General features: G+C 69.9%; 21 protein-coding genes. 10 read left to right on the top strand and 11 right to left on the bottom strand.

Going from position 1 to position 19,842, the window contains the following annotated elements; all coding sequences use genetic code 11:
* A partial coding sequence (locus ACYVDG_RS31065) for a zinc ribbon domain-containing protein (protein ID WP_460762946.1) occupies positions 1-341 on the top strand: 341 nt, incomplete at its 5' end.
* 75 nt (positions 342-416) lie between these two features.
* Here the strand turns inward: ACYVDG_RS31065 and ACYVDG_RS31060 are convergent.
* Positions 417-1,481 carry a pyroglutamyl peptidase gene (locus ACYVDG_RS31060; protein WP_460762943.1) on the bottom strand — a complete coding sequence of 355 codons (1,065 nt, stop codon included), beginning with the start codon at positions 1,479-1,481 and terminating at the stop codon, positions 417-419.
* A 171-nt stretch (positions 1,482-1,652) separates the two neighbouring features.
* Here ACYVDG_RS31060 and amaB point away from each other — a divergent pair, with 171 nt between their 5' ends.
* The 3 genes from amaB (at position 1,653) to ACYVDG_RS31045 (ending at position 4,338) form a co-directional block, all read left to right on the top strand.
* Positions 1,653-3,200, top strand: coding sequence for an L-piperidine-6-carboxylate dehydrogenase (amaB, locus tag ACYVDG_RS31055; protein ID WP_460762940.1), 1,548 nt, complete (start codon positions 1,653-1,655; stop codon positions 3,198-3,200).
* A 152-nt stretch (positions 3,201-3,352) separates the two neighbouring features.
* The gene (locus ACYVDG_RS31050; protein ID WP_460762937.1) at positions 3,353-3,847 is read left to right on the top strand and encodes a MarR family winged helix-turn-helix transcriptional regulator; all 495 of its coding nucleotides are present in this window, start codon (positions 3,353-3,355) and stop codon (positions 3,845-3,847) included.
* A gap of 62 nt (positions 3,848-3,909) precedes the next feature.
* The gene (locus tag ACYVDG_RS31045) at positions 3,910-4,338 is read left to right on the top strand and encodes an organic hydroperoxide resistance protein (RefSeq protein ID WP_460762934.1); all 429 of its coding nucleotides are present in this window, start codon (positions 3,910-3,912) and stop codon (positions 4,336-4,338) included.
* Between the two features lie 435 nt (positions 4,339-4,773).
* Here the strand turns inward: ACYVDG_RS31045 and ACYVDG_RS31040 are convergent, their stop codons facing one another.
* From ACYVDG_RS31040 to ACYVDG_RS31025, 4 genes are all read right to left on the bottom strand, one after another.
* Positions 4,774-5,784, bottom strand: coding sequence for a hemolysin family protein (locus tag ACYVDG_RS31040; protein WP_460762931.1), 1,011 nt, complete (start codon positions 5,782-5,784; stop codon positions 4,774-4,776).
* Complete coding sequence (locus ACYVDG_RS31035) at positions 5,781-7,160, bottom strand: hemolysin family protein (RefSeq protein ID WP_460762927.1); 1,380 nt, start codon at positions 7,158-7,160, stop codon at positions 5,781-5,783. The genes ACYVDG_RS31040 and ACYVDG_RS31035 overlap by 4 nt, the downstream gene beginning before the upstream one ends.
* Positions 7,161-7,390: 230 nt before the next feature.
* Positions 7,391-7,951, bottom strand: a complete 561-nt coding sequence (locus tag ACYVDG_RS31030) for a TrmH family RNA methyltransferase (protein WP_460762924.1) — start codon at positions 7,949-7,951, stop codon at positions 7,391-7,393.
* Between the two features lie 105 nt (positions 7,952-8,056).
* Positions 8,057-8,710, bottom strand: a complete 654-nt coding sequence (locus ACYVDG_RS31025) for a class I SAM-dependent methyltransferase (RefSeq protein ID WP_460762920.1) — start codon at positions 8,708-8,710, stop codon at positions 8,057-8,059.
* A 137-nt stretch (positions 8,711-8,847) separates the two neighbouring features.
* Between ACYVDG_RS31025 and ACYVDG_RS31020 the strand changes: the two genes are divergently transcribed.
* Entirely contained in the window at positions 8,848-9,351 is a 504-nt protein-coding gene (locus ACYVDG_RS31020) for a dsRBD fold-containing protein (protein ID WP_460762917.1), read from the top strand.
* Positions 9,352-9,708: 357 nt separating this feature from the next.
* Positions 9,709-10,971, top strand: coding sequence for an APC family permease (locus tag ACYVDG_RS31015; RefSeq protein ID WP_460762913.1), 1,263 nt, complete (start codon positions 9,709-9,711; stop codon positions 10,969-10,971).
* A 59-nt stretch (positions 10,972-11,030) separates the two neighbouring features.
* On the opposite strand, the gene ACYVDG_RS31010 is transcribed toward ACYVDG_RS31015, so the two are convergent.
* The 5 genes from ACYVDG_RS31010 to ACYVDG_RS30990 all read right to left on the bottom strand — a co-directional run bounded on the left by ACYVDG_RS31010 (position 11,031) and on the right by ACYVDG_RS30990 (position 15,744).
* Positions 11,031-11,807: an NUDIX hydrolase gene (locus tag ACYVDG_RS31010; RefSeq protein ID WP_460762908.1), complete on the bottom strand. Its 777-nt coding sequence runs from the start codon at positions 11,805-11,807 to the stop codon at positions 11,031-11,033.
* Positions 11,804-12,535, bottom strand: a complete 732-nt coding sequence (locus ACYVDG_RS31005; RefSeq protein ID WP_460762904.1) for an HAD family hydrolase — start codon at positions 12,533-12,535, stop codon at positions 11,804-11,806. Before ACYVDG_RS31005 ends, ACYVDG_RS31010 begins: the two co-directional genes overlap by 4 nt.
* A 127-nt stretch (positions 12,536-12,662) precedes the next feature.
* Positions 12,663-13,616, bottom strand: a complete 954-nt coding sequence (locus ACYVDG_RS31000; RefSeq protein WP_460762899.1) for a VWA domain-containing protein — start codon at positions 13,614-13,616, stop codon at positions 12,663-12,665.
* Positions 13,617-13,703: 87 nt separating this feature from the next.
* Positions 13,704-14,672 (bottom strand): DUF58 domain-containing protein, encoded by a 969-nt coding sequence (locus ACYVDG_RS30995; protein ID WP_460762895.1) that lies wholly within the window; start codon positions 14,670-14,672, stop codon positions 13,704-13,706.
* Between the two features lie 4 nt (positions 14,673-14,676).
* Positions 14,677-15,744, bottom strand: coding sequence for an AAA family ATPase (locus ACYVDG_RS30990; RefSeq protein WP_460762892.1), 1,068 nt, complete (start codon positions 15,742-15,744; stop codon positions 14,677-14,679).
* Between the two features lie 153 nt (positions 15,745-15,897).
* Between ACYVDG_RS30990 and ACYVDG_RS30985 the strand changes: the two genes are divergently transcribed.
* Positions 15,898-16,614: a hypothetical protein gene (locus ACYVDG_RS30985; protein ID WP_460762888.1), complete on the top strand. Its 717-nt coding sequence runs from the start codon at positions 15,898-15,900 to the stop codon at positions 16,612-16,614.
* On the opposite strand, the gene ACYVDG_RS30980 is transcribed toward ACYVDG_RS30985, so the two are convergent.
* Entirely contained in the window at positions 16,611-17,225 is a 615-nt protein-coding gene (locus ACYVDG_RS30980) for a helix-turn-helix domain-containing protein (RefSeq protein ID WP_460762885.1), read from the bottom strand. The genes ACYVDG_RS30985 and ACYVDG_RS30980 overlap by 4 nt on opposite strands.
* A 56-nt stretch (positions 17,226-17,281) precedes the next feature.
* Between ACYVDG_RS30980 and ACYVDG_RS30975 the strand changes: the two genes are divergently transcribed.
* From ACYVDG_RS30975 to ACYVDG_RS30965, 3 genes are all read left to right on the top strand, one after another.
* Positions 17,282-17,962 (top strand): class I SAM-dependent methyltransferase, encoded by a 681-nt coding sequence (locus ACYVDG_RS30975; protein ID WP_460762882.1) that lies wholly within the window; start codon positions 17,282-17,284, stop codon positions 17,960-17,962.
* Positions 17,963-18,482: 520 nt separating this feature from the next.
* Positions 18,483-19,250, top strand: a complete 768-nt coding sequence (locus ACYVDG_RS30970) for a HipA family kinase (protein WP_460762879.1) — start codon at positions 18,483-18,485, stop codon at positions 19,248-19,250.
* Positions 19,247-19,690: a DUF3037 domain-containing protein gene (locus tag ACYVDG_RS30965; RefSeq protein WP_460762876.1), complete on the top strand. Its 444-nt coding sequence runs from the start codon at positions 19,247-19,249 to the stop codon at positions 19,688-19,690. The genes ACYVDG_RS30970 and ACYVDG_RS30965 overlap by 4 nt, the downstream gene beginning before the upstream one ends.
* Positions 19,691-19,842 lie beyond the last annotated feature (152 nt).

Here is a 19,842-nt window from a genome sequence, read left to right as displayed (position 1 = left end):
ACTTCCGACCGAAGTTCCTGGCCAAGTCGACCATGGCCCGCAAAGCCGCCGATGCCGCGATCGGTGCCACCAAGCAGGCGCTGATCGAGATGGGCCGCAAACACCAGAGGGCTGTGTACCTGGTGCGACCGGCCCACACCACGATGGACTGCGGTGATTGCGGGGCGAGAGCCAAGCACCGCCTGCCGCTGTCCGAACGTACCTACACCTGTACCGCGTGCGGGGTGTCCCGGCCCAGGGACCGCAACTCCGCGCGCGTGATGCTGGTCCGGGCGGGTCTGAACCCGGGCGGTGTTGAGGGCGTCAGACCTGATCGTCCGCAGGACGAACAGGCGGCCTGAGCCGCGAATCCCCGCAGTTTCCCTGAAGGCAGGAATCCCCTTCCTTCAGGGAGGGGAGCAGTCAATCCGTGGCCTTTACCCCGCCACGGAGGCCACGATGGCCCTCACCTGTGCCAGCGCGTCCACGTGCTCGTCCGGCCGCGAGGTCTTGGGCAGGTGTACGTGCCCGGCGGCGGTCTCGGTCCCGGCGCGGTCGCGTAGAAGCGTGTTCCGGTAGGCGATCTCGTTGGACAGGTAGTCGCCGCCGCCTCCGCGCCGCGCCGACGAATCAGGGTTGGGGCCGTGCGGGCGGTGCACGGGCTCGTCGCCGCCGACGGGGACCTCGGTCACCTCGGTGTTGGCCACGACCGTGTAGCGTCCGGCCACCGCCTCCACTATCCGCTCCGCGGGCAGGGAGGAGCGCGTCCACTCCGGAGCCTGGGGGCCGGGCACCGGGGCGCGGCCGGTCCGGGACACCCCCAGATTGTCCCGGCCGCCTCCCCGCCACACGCCGTTCCAGACCTCCAGGTCGAACCGGTCGGGGCGGCCTCGGCTCAGCGTGATGACCGCGTCGGCCACCCCGTACTGTCCGGCCAGGGCTTCTTCCACCAGCCCGGCGTCGAAGTCGGCCCAGCGCACCGGGAAGACGGCCGAGCGCACCACGGCGGTGCGCTCCCCCACGGGGAAGGTCCACCCGTTGAGGTCCAGGGCCGAGGCCCCGGACGGGTTGGAGCACTCCAGGTCCTCGTCCAGACGGAACGGGTCGAACCCCGTGACCACCACTCGGACCCACCGGTCACCCGGAGGGAAATCCAGGTCGGTGATGCCGCGGGACGTGGTGTCGAGCAGGTGGATGAGCTCGTCGCGCTCCGCGTCGGACAGGGGGAAGGAGGGCTCCCAGGTGCGCAGGCGGGAGGAGAGCACCAGGCGGGCCCAGTACAGGGGGCGGTCGTCGACGGGGCCGCCCCGGGTGCGGGTGGATTCGGTCCACAGTCGGGAGGCGTGCGAGGCGATCGCCTCCCTGGCCTGGTTCAGGTCGGTGCTCGCGCGCAGGTCGGCGGTGAACAGGGGCTCGGCCGCGCTGAATCCGGAGCGGGCCAGGACCAGCCGGGGCTCGGGGCGTTCAGCGCGGTCCTCTTCGGGAGTGGTGTCGTGGTGCACGGGCCAGCTGTCTGGGTTGGGTACGGGCCGTGCGAGTCTAACGTCCCCCACTGACACGCCGGGGCGGGGCCGCGCCACGGTCGGGGTCTGGACGCTGGGGGTGGACCGGGGGCCCCGGAGTTGACAGGGTGAGTGGTGACCGTCTCCCCCTCTCAACGGAGAGAGAAACACATGCACAATGGTGCCCTCCCCGACACCGAGGTCCTCGCCGACCGGGCCAGGACCGCTCTGGAACGGTGCGGTGTAACCCATCTGCCCGAACCTCTCGGGGCTCCCGGCGCGGCTCGTACGCCGATCACCGGCCAGGACTTGTTTCCCGTCGAGTTCGACACCCCGGAGTCCACCACGCGTGCCGTGGCAACGGCGCGGGACACCTTCACCTCCGCCTGGCGGGACACCCCCGCCCCGGAGCGCGGACAGCTCGTCTACCGGTTCGGTGAGCTGCTGCGCGAGCACAAGGCCGACCTGGCCGAGTTGGTCACCATCGAGGCGGGCAAGATCCGCTCCGAGGCCTTGGGCGAGGTCCAGGAGATGATCGACATCTGCGACTTCGCCGTGGGCCTGTCCCGGCAGCTCTACGGGCGCACTATGCCCTCCGAACGGCCCGGACACCGGCTTATGGAGACCTGGCACCCGCTGGGCGTGGTCGGTGTGATCACCGCCTTCAACTTCCCCGTCGCCGTGTGGTCGTGGAACACCTGCGTGGCGCTGGTGTGCGGGAACACCGTCGTGTGGAAGCCCTCCGAACTGACCTCTCTGACCGCGCTGGGCTGCCACGGGCTGCTCATGCGCGCCGCGGGCGAGGTCGGCGCGCCCTCCGACGTCCACCGTGTGGTGCTGGGCGGGGCCGAGGTCGGCGACGTCCTGGTGAGCGACGAGCGGGTGTCGTTGCTGTCGGCCACCGGCTCGACCGCGATGGGCCGGACCGTGGCGCCCAAGGTGGCCGCCCGGATGGGCCGCTACCTGTTGGAGCTGGGCGGGAACAACGCCGCGGTGGTGGGCCCTTCCGCGGACCTGGACCTGGTGGTGCGCGGCAGCGTGTTCTCGGCGGCGGGGACCGCAGGGCAGCGCTGCACCACGCTGCGCCGACTGATCGTGCACGAGGACGTGGTCGACGAGGTCACCGAGCGGGTCGTGGACGGCTACAAGCAGCTGCGCGAGCGCATCGGGGACCCCTACGAGGAGTCGACCCTGGTCGGTCCGCTGGTGGGGGAGCGCGGGCACAAGGCCATGCTTGGCGCCTTGGAGCAGGCCAAGGCCGACGGCGGCGATGTGCTGGTGGGTGGTGAGCGGCGCCTGGAGAAGGACGCCGCGGACGCCTACTACGTCGAGCCCGCGGTCGTACGGATGCCGGGGCAGACGGAGGTGGTGCGGGAGGAGACCTTCGCGCCGATCCTGTACGTGCTGACCTACCGCACCTTCGAGGAGGCGGTGGAACTGCACAACGGGGTGCCGCAGGGCCTGTCGTCGGCGATCTTCACCCAGGACCAGGCCGAGGCCGAGCGTTTCCTGGCCGCGGCCGGGTCCGACTGCGGCATCGTCAACGTCAACATCGGTACCTCCGGTGCGGAGATCGGTGGCGCCTTCGGCGGTGAGAAGGACACCGGAGGCGGCAGGGAGTCGGGTTCGGACTCCTGGAAGGCGTACATGCGCCGGGCGACCAACACCGTCAACTACGGCGGTGAGCTGCCCCTGGCCCAGGGCGTGCGCTTCCTCTGAACCGTCGGGCCCGCGCCGACCGGCGCGGGCCCGAAGCCTCGGGGTCTTCCTTCTGGGGCGTTGTGTCCCCTATTAGTTGTGTCCAACCATGTTGTGCGCAATGAGTTTCTGATACGGTGGCGCCGAGCGGCCACGCACGAGAGGGAGGGTTCATGTCAGGTGCCGACAGGGGAAACCCCCTCGCGCTGGACCGGCAGCTGTGCTTCTCCCTCTACACCGCGTCCCGCGCACTGACCGGGCTCTACCGGGAGCTCCTCACCGACCTGGACCTCACCTATCCGCAGTACCTGGTGATGCTCGTGCTCTGGGAACGGAGCACCCTGCCGGTCAAGGAACTGGGTCGGGCCCTGAACCTGGACACGGGCACGCTCTCACCACTGCTGCGCCGGATGGAGAGCGCCGGGCTCCTCACCCGCAGACGGGGGCCCGAAGACGAACGCATCGTCCACGTCAGCATCACCGAGCAGGGTGCCAAGCTGCGCGACCGGGCCGGGGAGATCCCCGAACAAGTCCTGTGCGCGACCGACCTGCCCCCAGAACGGGTGAAAGACCTGCGCGCGCTGCTCGACCACGTCACCCGTTCGGTGACGGACGCCGTGGAGGGGTCCGCCAAGCGAACCGACCGCGGCGCCGACTCCGGAAGCTGAACCACACCACACCAGCTCAACACGGGGCCCGGCGAACGGTCGGGCCCGAGAGAGGGATCAGTATGGCCTACAACGTTCTCTACACCGCTAACGCCAGCGTCTCCGGCGAGGGTCGCAAGGGCTTCGGGCGGACCGACGACGACCGTCTCTCGGTCGACCTGTCCGTGCCCAAGGGCCTGGGCGGTGACGACGGCCCGGGCACCAACCCCGAGCAGCTCTTCGCCGTCGGTTACGGTGCCTGCTTCCACGGTGCCCTGAAGAACGTCGCCCGCCAGGCCAAGGCCAACGTCGACAGCTCCACCATCGACGCCCAGGTCAGCCTGGGCAAGGGCGACGAGGGCCTGGACATCGCGGTCGATCTGACCGTCACCATCCCGGGCCTGGAGCAGGCCGATGCGGAGAAGCTCGTGGCCGACGCCCACCAGATGTGCCCCTACTCCCGCGCCACCCGCGGCAACATCGAGGTCAAGCTGACCACGAAGACCGCCTAGGTCTCCCGGCGGGACCGCGAACCGAGGGCCGGTCACACCCAGGTGTGGCCGGCCCGACGTGTGCGCGGCCCGCGCCCCAGCGATCCGCGGCCGCTGTCCGAACGCATCTACACCTGTACCGCGTGCGGAGTTTCCCGGCCCCGGGATCGCAACTCCGCGCGTGTGATGCTGGTCCGGGCGGGTCTGAGCCCGGTCGGTGTTGAGGGCGTCAGACCTGATCGTTCGCAGGGCGATCAGGCGGCCTGAGCCGTGGATCCCCGCAGTTCTCGTGAGGGTAGGGAATCCCCTTCCTTCAGGGAGGGGAGCAGCCAATCAGCCCCCTACGTCCTTCCTCACCCGCAGATCCGCGCCGCACAGGGCACCGAACACGGCGCCCTGCGACACGAAACGGGGAGGGCCATTGGCCCTCCCCGTGGGATACCGGAACCGCGGCTCCTAAGCGGCGGTGTCCAACAGCAGAAGCCGGTCCAGGATGTCCTGGAGGGTCACCAGACCCACCAGTTCACCCTCCTCCTCGACCAGGGCCAGGTGGCTGCGGCTCTCCCGCATGATGCCCATGGCCGCGTACATCGGCGTGCTCGCGGCCAACGTCAGCACCGGGCGCATCAGGTCGGCGGCGGTGGTCCCGGCCGGGCTCGTGAGCACCTCGCGCACGTGCAGGACACCGATGGGCTCACCGCCCTCCATCACGACCAGCCGCAGGTGCGTGGACTCACGGGAGACGCGCTTGATCTCGTCCAAACCCGCCTCCGGTGCCACCCAAGCGATCTCCTCACGCGGGGTGACGTGCTCGTGCAGCGGCTGGGAGTTGACCTCCAGCGCCGTGGCCAGCTGGTCGCGGCGCTCCGAGTCCAGTGCGCCCGCCTTGGCCGAGTGCTCGACCAGCTCCCGCACGTCCTCCGGGTTGTGGCCGGTTACCAGCTCGTCCACCGCCTGCACCCCGAAGCGGTGCAGTACCCAGTTGGCCATACCGTTCAGCATCACGATCGCCGGCCGGGTCACCCACATGAAGGCCCGCATCGGGATCGCCAGCATGGTCGCGGACTTCTCCGGGTGCGAGATCGCCCAGGACTTGGGGGCCATCTCGCCCACGACCAGGTGCAGGAACGTCACGATGATCAGGGAGAAGGTGAACGCAAGCACGTAGGAGACACCGGTCGGCAGACCACCGAACAAGGGCTCCAACAGCTGGTGGAAGGCCGGCTTGGACACCGCTCCCAGAGCCAACGTGGCCAGGGTGATACCCAGTTGGGAGCCGGCCAGCAGCAGCGACAGGTCTCGGGCACTCTTGAGCGCCGCCCGCGCCGAGGCGCTGCTGTGCGCGGCCTCCTCCAACCGGTAGCGCCGGGCCGCCACCAAGGCGAACTCGATCGCCACGAAGAAGCCGCTCAGCGCGATGAACACCACGGTCAGCACCATGGCCAACCACACGTTCATGTCACTCATGCCCGCACCTCCCGTGCGCCCTCGTCAGCGGCCTCGTGCAGCCGCAGCTCCACCGTGTGCGGCACGTGTCGCTGGACCGCGTTCACCGTCAGGGTCAGCGCCATGTCGGGGTCGCCGTCATGGGCGCTGGCCGGCCGGGGCAGGGGCAGGTCCACCCGGTCGCCCACACCCGGCAGGCGGTGCAGCTCGTGGATGACCAGACCCCCTATGGTCTCGTAGTCACCCGAGGGCAGGTCGTGGCCGATCAACCGCTCGACCTCGTCGATGTGCAGCGCCCCGGGGACGACGTAGCCGTTCTCCCCGTCCAAGTGCGCGGGGGACTCCTCTTCGGGGGTGTGCTCGTCGGCGATCTCACCGACCAACTCCTCGGCCAGGTCCTCGGTGGTGATGACGCCGGCCAGGCCGCCGTACTCGTCCACCACACAGGCGAACTCCTCATCGGCCTCGCGGAGCTGGTCCAGCACACCCGGAAGGGGGAGGGAGGCCGGGACCATGACGGTCGGCCGGGCCACCTCGCTGACCCGGACACCGGACAGGTCCCGGTCGCCCAGCGCGAGCACGTCGCGCAGGCAGATCACGCCCACGATGTCGTCCACGCCGTCGCCCAGGACCGGGAAACGGGAGTGGTCGGAGGCCATGAGTTCCACGACCCGGCTGACCGGTTCGCCCTCCTCCACGGTGGTCACCTCGGGACGCGGGATCATCGCGTGCCCGGCGGTGCGGTCGTGGAAGTCCAGGGTGCGGTCCAGCAGGGTGGACACCTCAGCGGGAAGGTCGCCGGTCTCACGGGATTCAGCGATGATCCGTTCCAGGTCACGCGGGGTCGCCGCGTGCTGGACGTCCTCCACCGGGGTGATCTTCACCAGCTTCAGCAGCCAGATCGCCGCCTGGTCGAACAGCCAGATGACGGGGCCGAAGACCTTGAGATAGATGCCGGTGGACAGGGCCAGCCAGCGGGCCACCGGCTCGGGGCGGGCGATAGCCAGGTTCTTGGCGAAGAGCTCGCCGAACACCATCTGGATGACGGTGGAGAACAGGATGGCCAGGGCGATGCCGATGGCGAGGCCGGTGCCGGCCGGTACACCCGCGACACCGAGAAGTTCACCGACACCCTGGCCGATCATCGGTTCGGCGACGTAACCGACCAGAAGGGTGGTGACCGTGATGCCCAGCTGGGCACCGGAAAGCATGAAGGATGTTCGACTGGTGATGGCCAGGGCGCGTTTGGCGCCGGTGTCACCCGCGGCGGCGCGCGCCTTCAGCCGCGAGCGGTCGACCGCCATGTAGCCGAATTCCTGGGCGACGAAGTATCCCGTCACCACGGTGATCAGAAAGACCACCAGTGCCCCGAAGGCGATACTGAGGACGGTGCTCATCGGGCACGCACCGCCTGGTTCTGCCCGGTGGCAGGGTTCCTACGAAGGTGCGCGCCCTTCACAGAAGGGGGCTCGTCGGAGTCTGGGTCACAGCATCCCTGAGGGATGCTGCTGGTACTTCGAGACGGGTCCACTGTTCCTCTCTCTGCGCTTGCGCGCGTTGGATATGTGATGGGAGTGGCCTGTGTCAACTCGGAGACGCTGCAAGCCGGGAAAAGATTCCCGCCCGCTCAGCTTTCGACAGGGGCGTCGGTCTCTCCGTCGAGGGTGGCCCACTCACGGCGGCGGGCCTCGGCGAGGGCGATCGCGGTGGCCACGGCCACGTTCAGCGATCCGACCCGGCCGATCTGGGGAATGTACGTGACGGCGTCCGCGCCCGCCAAGAGGGCGGGGGAGCAGCCGTGGTCCTCGGCACCCACAGCCAGGCACACGTCGGGCTCCAACGGAGCCGCGTGCAGGGGCACCGCACCCTTGGCGAGTTCGACAGCGACCACCTTGAAGCCGTCGGAGCGCGCGGCGTCCAGACCTTCGGCGGTGGTAGCCAGCCTCTGGTGGCTGACCTTGGCGGCGGTGCCCAACGCGGTCTTGCCGACCTTGGGGTCGTCGGGGTCGGCGCTGTTTCCCGTGAGCCAGAGCCGGTCGACCCCGAACGTCGCGCAGGTGCGCAGAATCGACCCCAGGTTGTAGGGCTGGGTGACGGACTCGACGAGTAGGGCCAGACGCCCCTCGGTGCGCCTGCGCCACTGGCGGTTCAGGCGTTTGACGTCCGTGGGACGCAACTGCGTGCTCAACTGCGGTGTGTTCCTCGTGGTGTGGGCCGGGGGTTCCGGCGGTGGTCGGTACAGATTACCGGTCGGGGGTCGCGCGCGCACGCGTGACCTGTGACACGTTGGAAGTTATGTGCCCTGCGACCGGCGCACGGCCAGCACACGGAAGCCCGCGCGGGAGGCCACCCGCTCAGTCGGCAGGCCTTGGTCCGTGAGCCACTTCTGCAGTGAATCCGATCCGAGGTGGCGCTGGACCACCAAGTAGGCGACGCCTGTGGGAGTGAGGCGGTGGAGCCAGGTACGCAGCATCGAGTGCAGCACGTTCTTGCCCACGCGGATGGGCGGGTTGGACCAGATCGCGTCGAAGGGTCCCAGCAGGTCCTGGGTCGCGGGTGCGTCCCCGTCGCCCTGCTCCACGGCCAAGCCGCCCTCGGGGGAGACCACGGCGAACCTCGCGTGCCCCAGATCGTGCTCGGCGGCGTTGCGGCGGGCCAGGCCCACGGCCCGGGCGTTGACGTCCACGCCGAGGACCTGGGCATGGGGGGCGCGTGCGGCCATCGTCAGGGAGATGGGCCCGTAACCGCATCCCAGGTCGAGCAGGCGCCCCTCGGCAGGTGGTGCCGGGACGCTCTCCAACAGGACCCGCGTGCCGAGGTCGACCTTGTCGGGTGAGAAGACGCCGCGGTCGGTGTGCAGGCGCAGGTGCAGGTCGGGCAGGACCAAGTCGGCGCTGGAGGGCCGGCTGGCGGCGCCCGGATCGGAGTCGAAGTAGTGCTGGGCCACGCCGTGACGCTACCAGGGCCCTTCGGCGGGTCGGGCCGGCAAAAACCTCGCATAACACGGGAAACGAAACGCCCAAGCCCCTGTCGGAGTGCGGGTGAGTGCGGATGATGGACATAAGCGAGGTTTGTGGGGGACCCATGCGAGCTGAGGTAGGAGACCGCCTGATCGTCGAGAGTCCGAGCGCCGACACCCACCGACGCACGGGGGTGGTCACCGAAGTCCGGGGTGCGGAGGGGACGCCGCCCTACCGAGTGCAGTGGCTCGGTACAGACCAGGGACGTGACGCCTTGGTCTACCCGGGGCCCGACGCGCACATCGAACACCCGCCCGGCCCGGGCGCGGACGGAGAGGGAACGGATGCCATGCAGACGATGAAGCGGTGGAACGTCGACCTGGTCGTGGCGGAGGAGAGTGACGGGGACACTGCGCGCACCTGGGCCGAAGTGGGCATGATGGCCGACGACGGCACGGCCCTGCGCGGCCACGGTATGGCCCGCAAACACCCGTCTGACCTGGACGTGCCGGAGATTGGCGAGGAGCTCGCCGTCTCCCGGGCACTGTCCGACCTCTCACGGCAGCTGCGCCAGGTGGCCGCGGAGGACATCAACGACAACACCGGAACACCGTGGCGCCCGACCTGAGAGGGGCCTGACGGGCGGCTCACGTGAGATATGTGCCACGGCAGGCAGGCCCTCGGCTTCGGCCGGGGGCTTCGCTGTGTATTGGCTGCCGTCCACGGTCCCGGCCCCTTCCCGTGCCGAGCTGATCTCCGCGCGTCCGGGACCGGACACTCCGTGACGGGGGGTTCGCACCCGACGGTCATCCGGATCGGGCACACTCGGAAGTCGGACTCGACTTTCGTCCCGCTCCGGCGGGTCTCCCGGTCCCGGCGGCTCGTGACCCGTGCCGGAGGCGACCGGGAGGGGGCGCGTACACCGACCCGGTGGTGTTCCAGGATGACGCGACCCAGGTCGGAGGCACTCACTCAAGGAGACCCGTTGGCCACTTCTTCCGGACCGCAGGCCAGACCCGCCCGGATGCTGGGCACCGTGGACGCGGCCGCCATCGGTGCCGCGGCGATGCTCGGCGCCGGCGTGTTCTCGGTCTTCGCCCCGGCGGCGGTGGGCGCTGGGGCCTGGCTGCCCGTGGCCATCCTCATCGCGGGACTGGTCGCCTACTGCAACGCCGTGTCCTCCGCCCGATTGGCCGCCCGCCACCCCGAGAACGGCGGAACCTACATCTACGGGCGCGAACGCCTGGGTGAACTCTGGGGTTACTTGGCGGGCCTGTCCTTCGTCGTCGGCAAGGTCGCTTCGTGTGCGGCGATGGCCCTGACCTTCGCCGCGTACACGCTCCCGGGCTGGGAGAAGCCGATAGCCGTCGCCGCGGTCGTGGTCTTGGCTGCGGTGAACTACAGGGGTGTGCGCAGGTCGACCTTTGTCATCAAGGTCCTGCTCCTCCTGGTCTTGGCCGTCCTGGCCGCGGTGTTCGCCGCGATGGTCCTCAGCGGGCGCCTGTCGGCGGTCGTCGAGGTCGAGGGCCTGGGGCCGTGGCCCGGCTCCTTCGGGGTGCTCGGTGCTGCCGGGATGATCTTCTTCGCCTTCGCGGGTTACGCCAGGATCGCCACCTTGGGCGGCGAGGTCCGCGACCCGACGACCACGATCCCCCGGGCGATCACCCTCTCCCTGAGCGTGGTCCTGTGCCTCTACCTGGCGATCGGTACCGCCCTGCTCATCGTGTTGGGGCGTGAGCGCCTGACCGGCAGCACCGCCCCCTTGGTCGACGCTGTCCAGGTCGCCGGGTTCCCCATGATGGTGCCGTTCGTGGTGGCGGGTGCGGCCATCGCCAGCCTTGGCGCCTTGGTTCCCCTGCTGATGGGTATCTCCCGCACCACCGCGGCCATGGCAGCCGACGGACACCTGCCGCGCCCGCTGGCCACCGTGCACGAGCGCTACGGCGTACCCCACCGGGCCGAGGCCGTGGTGGCCGCAGTGGTGATCGCCCTGATCCTGGTCGCCGACCTTCACGGGGCGATCGCGTTCTCCGCCTTCGGTGTCCTGGTCTACTACGCCATCACCAACGCCTCGGCGCTGCGGCTGGGCCCCGAGGAGAACCGTCCGCCGATCCTCGCCCCGATCACCGGCCTGGTCGGGTGCGTGGTCCTGGCGACCAGCCTGCCCCTGCCCGTGGTCGGCACCGGTGTGCTGGTCCTGGGCATGGGTGCGGGCCTGTGGTGGTTGCGCCACCGCACCGGTTTCTAGACCGCACGGGTCCCGTAGCAAGCCCCGGCCCTAAGGCCCTTTCCACCGCGCGAGAGCGCTCAGCGCTGGTTGTGCCGCACCAGGAAGTCCAGGCCGCGCCTGGCGGTGGTGGACAGCCGCAGTTCGGTCAGCTCGACCGGGCTGAACCAGCCGCAGTCGGCCGTGGAACCGTCCACCTCGGTCACGTGGGGTGGGCTTGGTTCTCCCACGTGAACGTGGGAGAACACCCACACCGAGTAGATGTCGGTACCCGAGCTCTGGGTCCGGCGGTGGCTGGCCACGGTGATGAGCTCACCGACCACGCCGTACTGACCGGTCTCCTCGAGTACCTCGCGCCGCAGCGCGGCACGCACGTCCTCACCGGTGTCCACACCGCCGCCGGGCAGGTGCCAGGTTCCGGCCGCGGGGAAGCCCTCGGCGATCTGGGTCAGCAGCACGCGCCCGGCGGGGTCGGTGACGATCCCGTAGGAGGCGAACCGGCGCATGCGGGGGGCCGCGTCCGGTGGCGGGGCCTCCTCTTCGTCCACCAGCGCGGGCACCACGGGAGTCAGGCCCTCGGCGGGTACGACCCCGGGCCAGGCGGACGCCAGGTGGGGTTCGGCGAAGACCACGCGGTCCACGTGCAGTGCTCGGCCCCGGTGCAGGCTCACGACCTCGGTGAGCACGTCCACGGCCACCAGCGGTGCGTCCGGCGCCAACCGTCCCAGGCCGCGTGCCACGTCCTCGGGATCCTCGCCGAACAGCACACGGGCGCCGGGCAGGGCCGGTCCCTCAGGGCCGGAGGTGATCAGGTGCGCGGTGACCCGACGGACCATCCAGTCGTCGGCCGGGGTCACAGCGTGCCTGTGGTTGCCGCACTGGGCAGGCCCACCATCCCCAGAAGCCCGTCCAGGTCGGGCACTGTGGTGATGCCCTCCACGGGCTGACGGGCCCGCCGGTCGACAATGATCGGACGCATGCCCGAGCTCGCGGCCCCGACGCCGTCGGCCTGGACCTGGTCGCCCACGTGCCAGCAGGCACCGGGCTCCACGCCCAGGCGCTGGGCGGTGATCTGGAAGATGCGCGGATCCGGCTTGCCGGCACCGGCGGTGTCGGCGCAGACCACGGCGTGGAAGTAGGGCGTCAGTTCCAGGGCCTGGAGCTTGGCGTGCTGGAGTGCCTCCACACCGTTGGTGAGGATCGCCAGGCGGTAGCCGGCCGAACCCAGGGCGCTCAGCACCGGGAAGGTCTCGGGGAAGACCTGCCAGCCTGTGCGGTGCCCGTCCAGGTAGAGCTGGTAGAGCTCGTCGCAGTGCTGGTCGGCGATGTCGTTGTGGCCTGCCTGGACGGCCAGGGCGCGGATGCGCTCGCGGCGCTGCTCCTCAAGGTTGAGCTGGCCGCGCAGGTAGGCGCCGAAGGAGATCTCGGTCTGTGTGGCCCAGAGCGCGCGGGCGGCGCCGAAGTCGGTGTGGCCGATCCGCTCCATGACAGCCTGCAAACCCGAGGACGACGCGGCGACGTCGTCGATGAGGGTGTCGTCCAGGTCGAAGCAGATCGCGGCCGGGGGTGCGGGTGTATTCGGCATCGTTCCTCGATGTAGATGGGCATGACAAACATGCCAACGCTAACTGGTGACCGTGTCGGAAAAGGTGTAAACCCCGACTTAAGGGGTGTGACCAAAGTCACTAATGGGGGGATTGGGTCACCCATCCTCAGGGAAGGCGCTGGAACCACAGCAGTGAGGTCAATGCGGTTGCCACCGCCAGGACGATCGCCACCATGACGAACCGGGTGACGATCTCCTCATGCACGTACTCCGTGCCGAGTGAGGACCCGATATCGTTGTAGACCTCGTCGAGCTCGGTGTCGCTTTCGGCCTCGTAGAAATTCCCCCCGGTGTCCTCGGCCAGTCCGTTCAGCGCTTCCTTGTCGATATCGGCCGGCACCTGGTAGCCGTCGATCTCGATCATCGCCGCCCCGGTGCCGAAGGCGATCGTGGACACCGGCACCTCCTCCTCCGCGGCCACGGCCGAGGCCTGCGGGATGTCGCGCCCACTGGTGTTCTCACCGTCGGAGAGCAGCACGATCGCTGACGGCGGCGGGTCCTCCTCGGCGTCCTCGTCGAAGCTGCGGATGGCCTCCATGGACGCGAACACCCCCTCACCGATCGCGGTCCCCGGCCCCAGCCGCAGGTTCTCGATGGATGCGATCACGGACTCGTGGTCCTGCGTCGGTGGGGCCACCACCGTCGCAGTGGAGGAGAACGACACCAACCCCACGTTGAACCGCTCGGGGAGCGTCTCCACGAAGCCTTGGGCGGAGTCCTTAGCCGCCTGCAGCCGGTCCGGCTCGATGTCGGTGGCGGCCATCGACAGCGACACGTCCACCGCCACCATGATCGTGGCCCGTTCCCGGGGTGACTCCACCGGCATGGCGGGCACCGCCAGCGCGGCGATGAGTACCGCCAGGGTGAGGGTGAACAGGGCCGCGGGCGTGTGCCTGCGGATGTCCGGCCGGTGCGGCGCAACCTGGTTCAGCAGCTCCAGGTTGGTGAAGCGCATCGAGTACTGGCGCCGCTGCCTCTGCGCGAAGACGTAGGCGCCCACCAAGAGCAGGATGAGCAGCAGCAACCACAGCCGGTGGGGTTCAAGGAAGGTGAAGGTCATCGTGGTCTCACGTCCCCCGTGCCAGTCGTGCCGCGGGAACCGCCCGCGTTCTGGTCGCCGTCGCTACCGCCGTTGCCGCCGCCCTGGTCACCTCGGCACCCCCGGGGTGTGCCGGGCCATGTGGTGCGCCGTCCGGCGCTGATTGATCACGAACCGCGCGGTGTCCAGTACCCAGTCCCGGTCGGTACGCAACACCAGGTGGTGGACCCCGCAGCGGCGCAGGGAGGATCGGATGGCGGACCGTTGGCTGTCGGCTGCCTTCCGGTAGCGTTCCCGCACCGCACGGGTCAGGCGCACGTCGCGGATCCGTCCTGAGGAGGGGTCGCGCAGGGTCACGTCGCCGACGTCGGGCACGTCCAGTTCGAGCGGGTCCAGGACCTCCACCACCAGTACTTGGTGCCGCGAGGCCAGTTGGCGCAGAGGGCGCTCCCAGGTGACCTCGCCGCCGAATGCGGGTGTGTCGAGGAAGTCGGAGATGACGACGCGCAGTCCGCGCCGGCGCCGGGTGCGCACCAGGTCGCTGATCGCGTCGGCCAGGCTGGCGCGCTCCGGGTCCGGCACGCGCTGGTCGCCTTGCGGCGCGGCGGCCACTGTCGCCAGCAAAGCCAGGAGGGCCTCCTTGCCCGACCGCGCCGGCCAGCGCCGGACGCGCCCCTGGTGCAGGAAGTGGGCGCCGAACCGGTCGCCCACCCGCTGGGTGAGCACGTTGGCAGCCACCAGCGAACCCACCGCCACGTCGCGCTTCGAACGCAGCCCCGTGCCGAAGTCCATGCTCGGAGACAGGTCCAGCAGCGTCCAGCTCTCCAATTCCCGGTCGGCGACCAGGTCGCGCACGTGAGGGGTGTCGGTGCGGGCGGTGACCGCCCAGTCCATGTGGCGGACGTCGTCCTCGCCCGGCTGGTACAGGCGGGCCTCGGCCGCCTCGGAGCCGGGCCCCAGCCGCAGCCCCAGGTGTTCGCCGTGCAGCAGGCCGTCCAGCCGGTGCACGATGCGTAGATCCAACCGCCTTAGCGCCGCGCGAAGACGGGGATCGGTACCGATGGCGGGTGTGTTCACAAGATCAACTCTGTGCAGCGAAGGATGCGGTCTCGCCGCTTGGCGGTTCGTCCCAGATCACCCGGGGGGCCGGGACGGTGGAAAGGATGCGGTCGACCACCTGGTCAGGGGTGATCCCGTCGGCCAAGGCGTCGAAGGTGAGCACCAGACGGTGCGCGATGACGTCGTGGGCGAGGACTCGGACGTCGTCCGGCAGCACGTAGTCGCGCCCGCGCAGCAGCGCCAGCGCCCGGGCCGACGCCACCAGGCCGAGCGTGGCGCGTGGACTGGCACCGACCTCCAAGGCCTCGCGCAGGTCCGGCATCTGGTATTCCTGCGGCTCCCGTGTGGCCATGACCAGGCGCACGATGTAGTCGGCGATGAGCTGGTGGACGTGCACGCGTTCGGCGTCGGCCTGGAGCTCGCTGACGGTGACCGGGTCCAGGATCTGGTGCGCGGTCGGCGGAGTGGAGCTCATCCGACGTAGGATCTCCATCTCCTCGTGTGCCTGGGGATGGCCCACGTTGACCTTCATCAGGAAGCGGTCGCGCTGGGCTTCCGGGAGCGGGTAGACCCCCTCGGACTCCACCGGGTTCTGTGTGGCGATGACGATGAAGGGGGAGGGGAGCGGGTAGGTGGTCCCGCCGATGGACACCTGCCGTTCGGCCATGACCTCGAGGAGGGCCGACTGCACCTTGGCGGGGGCGCGGTTGATCTCGTCGGCGAGCACGAAGTTGGCGAAGACCGGTCCGAGCTCCACGTCGAACCGCTCGGTGGAGGGATGGTAGATGCGCGTGCCGACGATGTCGGAGGGCACCAGGTCCGGGGTGAACTGCACCCGGGAGAAGGACCCTCCGGTGACCTTGGCCATGGTCGACACAGCCAGGGTCTTGGCGATTCCGGGGACCCCCTCGATGAGGCAGTGCCCCTGGGCCACCAAGGCGATGAGTGAACGCTCCACCATCCGCTCCTGGCCGACGATGACCGTCGAGACCTCGTGCAGAGCCGCGCGCAGCAACCGGGTCGGCTCGCCCGGACTGCTCTCCGACCCGGACGAGGGAGCGGAGCCGTTACCAGGTGAGGTATCTGCCATGTCCCGCCTTCCCAGATGGGGTGCCCCGTGCGTGGCACCGGTAGGAGATAGGTTGTGGATCACCTCTTGGCGACACTACCCGTTCCGGCGCCCGCGGTTCGGTAGACGACGCGACAGGGGGACGGGGACGAGTCGGCAAGGGGGCGGAGTTTCATGACGGTTCCCACGAGGGGGCTGCGGGAGGTCGACCCTCCCCAGCTCGGGGGGTACCGGCTGCTGGGGCGGTTGAACGAGTCCCGGCTCGGGGTGGTCTACCTCGGCAAGGACGCGTCTGGTGAGCGGATGAGCGTGGCGATGCTCAACGACGCCTCCGGTATCGACGAGCCGACCCGTGAGCGGTTCGCGCGGGCGGTGCGCGACGGTGAGGGTGTGGCCGCCGCGCGGACCAGCGGGCGTTCGGCGCTGTGGGTGGCGGTGCCCTACGGGGACGGCGGCTCCGGCGCGGCCCACTTCCTGGAAGAGGCCGGGCGCGGCGGTCCGGTGGTCGCACAGGGCCCCTTGGTGATGCCGCACTGGGCGGGGGAGCGCGGCGGTTCGGCGGTGCGCTGGACACCCTGGGCCGTTCGCAGGGACAGCGCGGTGGCCTCGGGGGATGCCAACTGGTGGTTGATCGGCGCCCTCGGCGTGGTGTTGGCGCTGCTCTTGCTGGTGGTGTTCCTGCTGTACATGTGGATGCTGCAGTTTCCGCCCCCGGAGATGCCCACGACCGGCCAGCCGGACTTCGAACAGTCCGAACCTGCCGACGAGACCGAGCCGAGCCCTTCCCCGGGCGAGGACGAAGATGCCCCGAGCACACCGGTGCCCTCCGTCCCGAGCCCCGGTGAGGACGGGGGCGAGGGCTGGGGCGAGCTGCCCGAGGACAACCTCTAGGTTTCCGGCGCGCCGTCCTTGGGGGAGTGCCTCTGCTTGGGCCGGGCGCGCAGATGGGCTCGTTCGCCCTGGCGGCCGAACAGGCTGAGGAACTCGACCGCCTCGTGGTCGGCGGCCCCGAACCAGTGGGGGAGCCGCGTGTCGATCTCCGCGGCCTCCCCGGGGACGAGCACCAGGTCGTGCGTGCCGAGCACGCAGCGGAGCCGTCCGTTGAGGACGTAGAGCCACTCGTAGCCCTCGTGGGTCTGGGGGTCGGGTTCCTTGCGGTGGCTCTCTGCGGGGATCACGAGCTTGAAGGCCTGGATGCCGCCCGCCCTGCGGGTGAGGGGCACCATGGTCATGCCGTGCCGGGTGACCGGGCGCATGTGGATGCGGGGATCCCCTGTGGGTGGGGCGTCGACGAGTTCGTCGAGCGTGACGCCGTGAGCCTTGGCGAGGGGGAGCAGGAGCTCGAGTGTGGGCTTGCGGGCGCCGGACTCCAGCCGGGACAGGGTGCTTACCGAAATACCGGTCGCGGTGGACAGGTCGGCCAGTGTGGTCCCGCGTTGGCCGCGCAGGGCACGCAGCCGGGGACCGACCGCGGACAGGGTGTCGTCGAGGGCTTCGTCCATGCCGCCCAGCTTGCCAGAATGGCAACAGAGATTGCCTCAGGGGCGGCCCGTGGCACATGCTCTCCGCGGAGGTGTCCATGGTGAACGAGGGGGATGCGGTGGCCAAGACGTTCGGCAGGGAGTACTGGGAGGAGCGGTACCGGGACCGCGGTGAAGGCGGACCGCCCCTGGAGCGGTGGGCCAGTCCGCAGCTGGCCGCGGAGGTCGCCGATCTGGAGCCGGGCACGGCGTTGGACGCGGGATGCGGCCGTGGCGGCGACGCCGTATGGCTGGCCTCGCGCGGCTGGCGGGTACACGCCGTGGACGTCTCGCATACCGCCCTGGACCAGGGGCGCGAGCGGGCACGCGGCCTCGGCGACGGCGTCGCGGACCGGATCGAGTGGGAGCGGGCCGACCTGACCGTCTGGTCTGCGCCTGAGGGGTACTACGACCTGGTATCCACCCAGTACGTGCACACGACGGGTCCGCGCCGGGAGCTGTTCGGGAGGTTGGCCTCGGCGGTCGCACCGGGCGGAACGCTGGTCATCGTCGGTCACCACCCGGGGGACGGGCACAGCACGCACGCGCACGGTTCGGATCCGGAAGTGCACTTCACGGCCGACGAGGTGGCGGGGGATCTGGATCCGGAACGGTGGGAGGTCCTGGTCGCCGAGGACCGGTCCCGAGCGGTGCACCGCCATGGCGGCGAGGAGCTGACGATCGTCGATGCCGTGGTGCGGGCCCGCAGGAGCGCTTAGGGGAGCGGGGTCTGTCCGCAGGGCTCATGCCCGGGGAGGCCTGCGGGGGAGCGCCTCCACAGGGCGGATGGCCCCTTTGGGGTAGGGGAGTGCGGGCACGCTGGAGGGAGTGGCGGGGAGGAGGGGAGGCCGCGCATGCCGCCCCTCCCTTCGGCATGTGTTTTGCGGCGAAGGTGAAGCGTCAGGGTTCGGCTTCCGATGGCTTCTCCATCTAAAATCTACGTCGTAAAGGTGGCTTAGCTGTTCTGTAGAACCTCCCTAGAGCAACAAGAATTCGCGCGGCTACGCCGCCCGTCTCCTCCCCGCTCGTGGCGGGTCGATTCGGCGTGTCGTGCCCGGCGGCTGCCGGTATCTAGAACGTGTTCAGCCTTGTTTAGCCGGGCCGGGAGCATGCGGTGTTGGATGCCCCGTTGCCCCGAGGAATCGCGGGCCGCTGCGTCCGCTTCAGCGCGCCGGCCCACGGTCGGCTTCGAGTCCGCTCGGGAGTGTCCGCCGAGCACGGCCCCGCGGAACGGTGCCTATGCTGGCCAGCGTGCTGAAAAACGTGGTCGCGACGCGGTACGTACTGCCGCTGCGCGAAGGAGGTTCGCTCCCGGGGTTGGTCGAGGCCGACGACCTGGGAATGTACGTGGTCAAATTCATCGGCGCCGGTCAGGGGCGCAAGACCTTGGTGGCGGAGGTCATCACCGGTGAGCTCGCCCGGGCTTTGGGGCTGCCGGTTCCCGAGTTGGCCGTGGTGGAGTTCGACGCGGTCATCGCCCGCGGTGAACCGGATCAGGAGGTCCAGGAACTGCTCAAGGCCAGCGGAGGTCTGAACCTCGGGATGGACTTCCTGCCGGGTTCACTGGGGTTCGACCCGCTGGCGTTCGAGGTGGACCCGGGGTTCGCCGGCCGGGTGCTGTGGTTGGACGCGTTGACCGGGAACGTGGACCGTTCCTGGCGCAATCCGAACATGCTCCTGTGGCATGGGCAGCCGTACCTGATCGATCACGGTGCGACGCTGATCTTCCACCACAGCTGGTCGCACGCGGACAGGTTCGTGAGGCGCCCCTACGACGCCTCCGACCACGTCCTGTCGGCGTCCTCTCCGGAACTGGCGGCGGCCGACGCCGCCTTCGCGCCGTTGGTGGACGAGGGCCTGCTGCGCGGCGTGGTGGGGCTGGTGCCCGACGAGTGGCTGGTGGACGAGCCGGGGTTCGACTCGGCTGAGGACGTGCGTGAGGCGTACGTGAAGCACTTGGTCGCCCGGGTGGCCGACCGTTCCTGGCTGCCGGAGGTGGCGTCGTGACCCAGAGGTACACCACGGTGACCACCGGGCAGGTGGGTGTGGAGCGTGAGCGTGCGGTGTTCGAGTACGCACTGTTGCGGGTGATCCCGCGGTTGGAGCGCGGTGAGTGCATGAACGCCGGGGTGATCCTGTACTGCCAGGAACGGGCCTTCCTGGCGTCCCGTACGGCCTTGGACGAGTCCCGCCTGCTGGCCGTGGACCCGCAGGTGGACGTCGCGGGGGTCCGGCGGGCCCTGGAGACGATCGAGGTGATGTGCCGTGGCGGCTCCGAGGCCGGGTTCGCCGGGCGTGAGCGGCAGGGGCAGCGTTTCCGGTGGTTGACCGCTCCGAGGAGCACGATCGTGCAACCGGGGCCGATCCACGGCGGACTGACGGGGGACCCCGAGGCCGAGGTGGCGAGGTTGCTGGACCGCTTGGTGAAGTCAACTACCCGTGGGTGAAGCCCACGGGCTTGCAGGTAGGTGCGCCCACCTGGCTGGTAGGAGACCTCCCGCGTCCAGCACCCCCTCACTGTTGAGAGGATGCAGAGGCGGCTGACTGGCGCCCCGCGATCCACGCCGCCTCGCCCCGGTGGGCGAGGTTGCGCGAAGCG

The organism is Nocardiopsis oceani, assembly GCF_054777395.1.
This window is presented reverse-complemented; position numbering and strand designations above follow the sequence as displayed.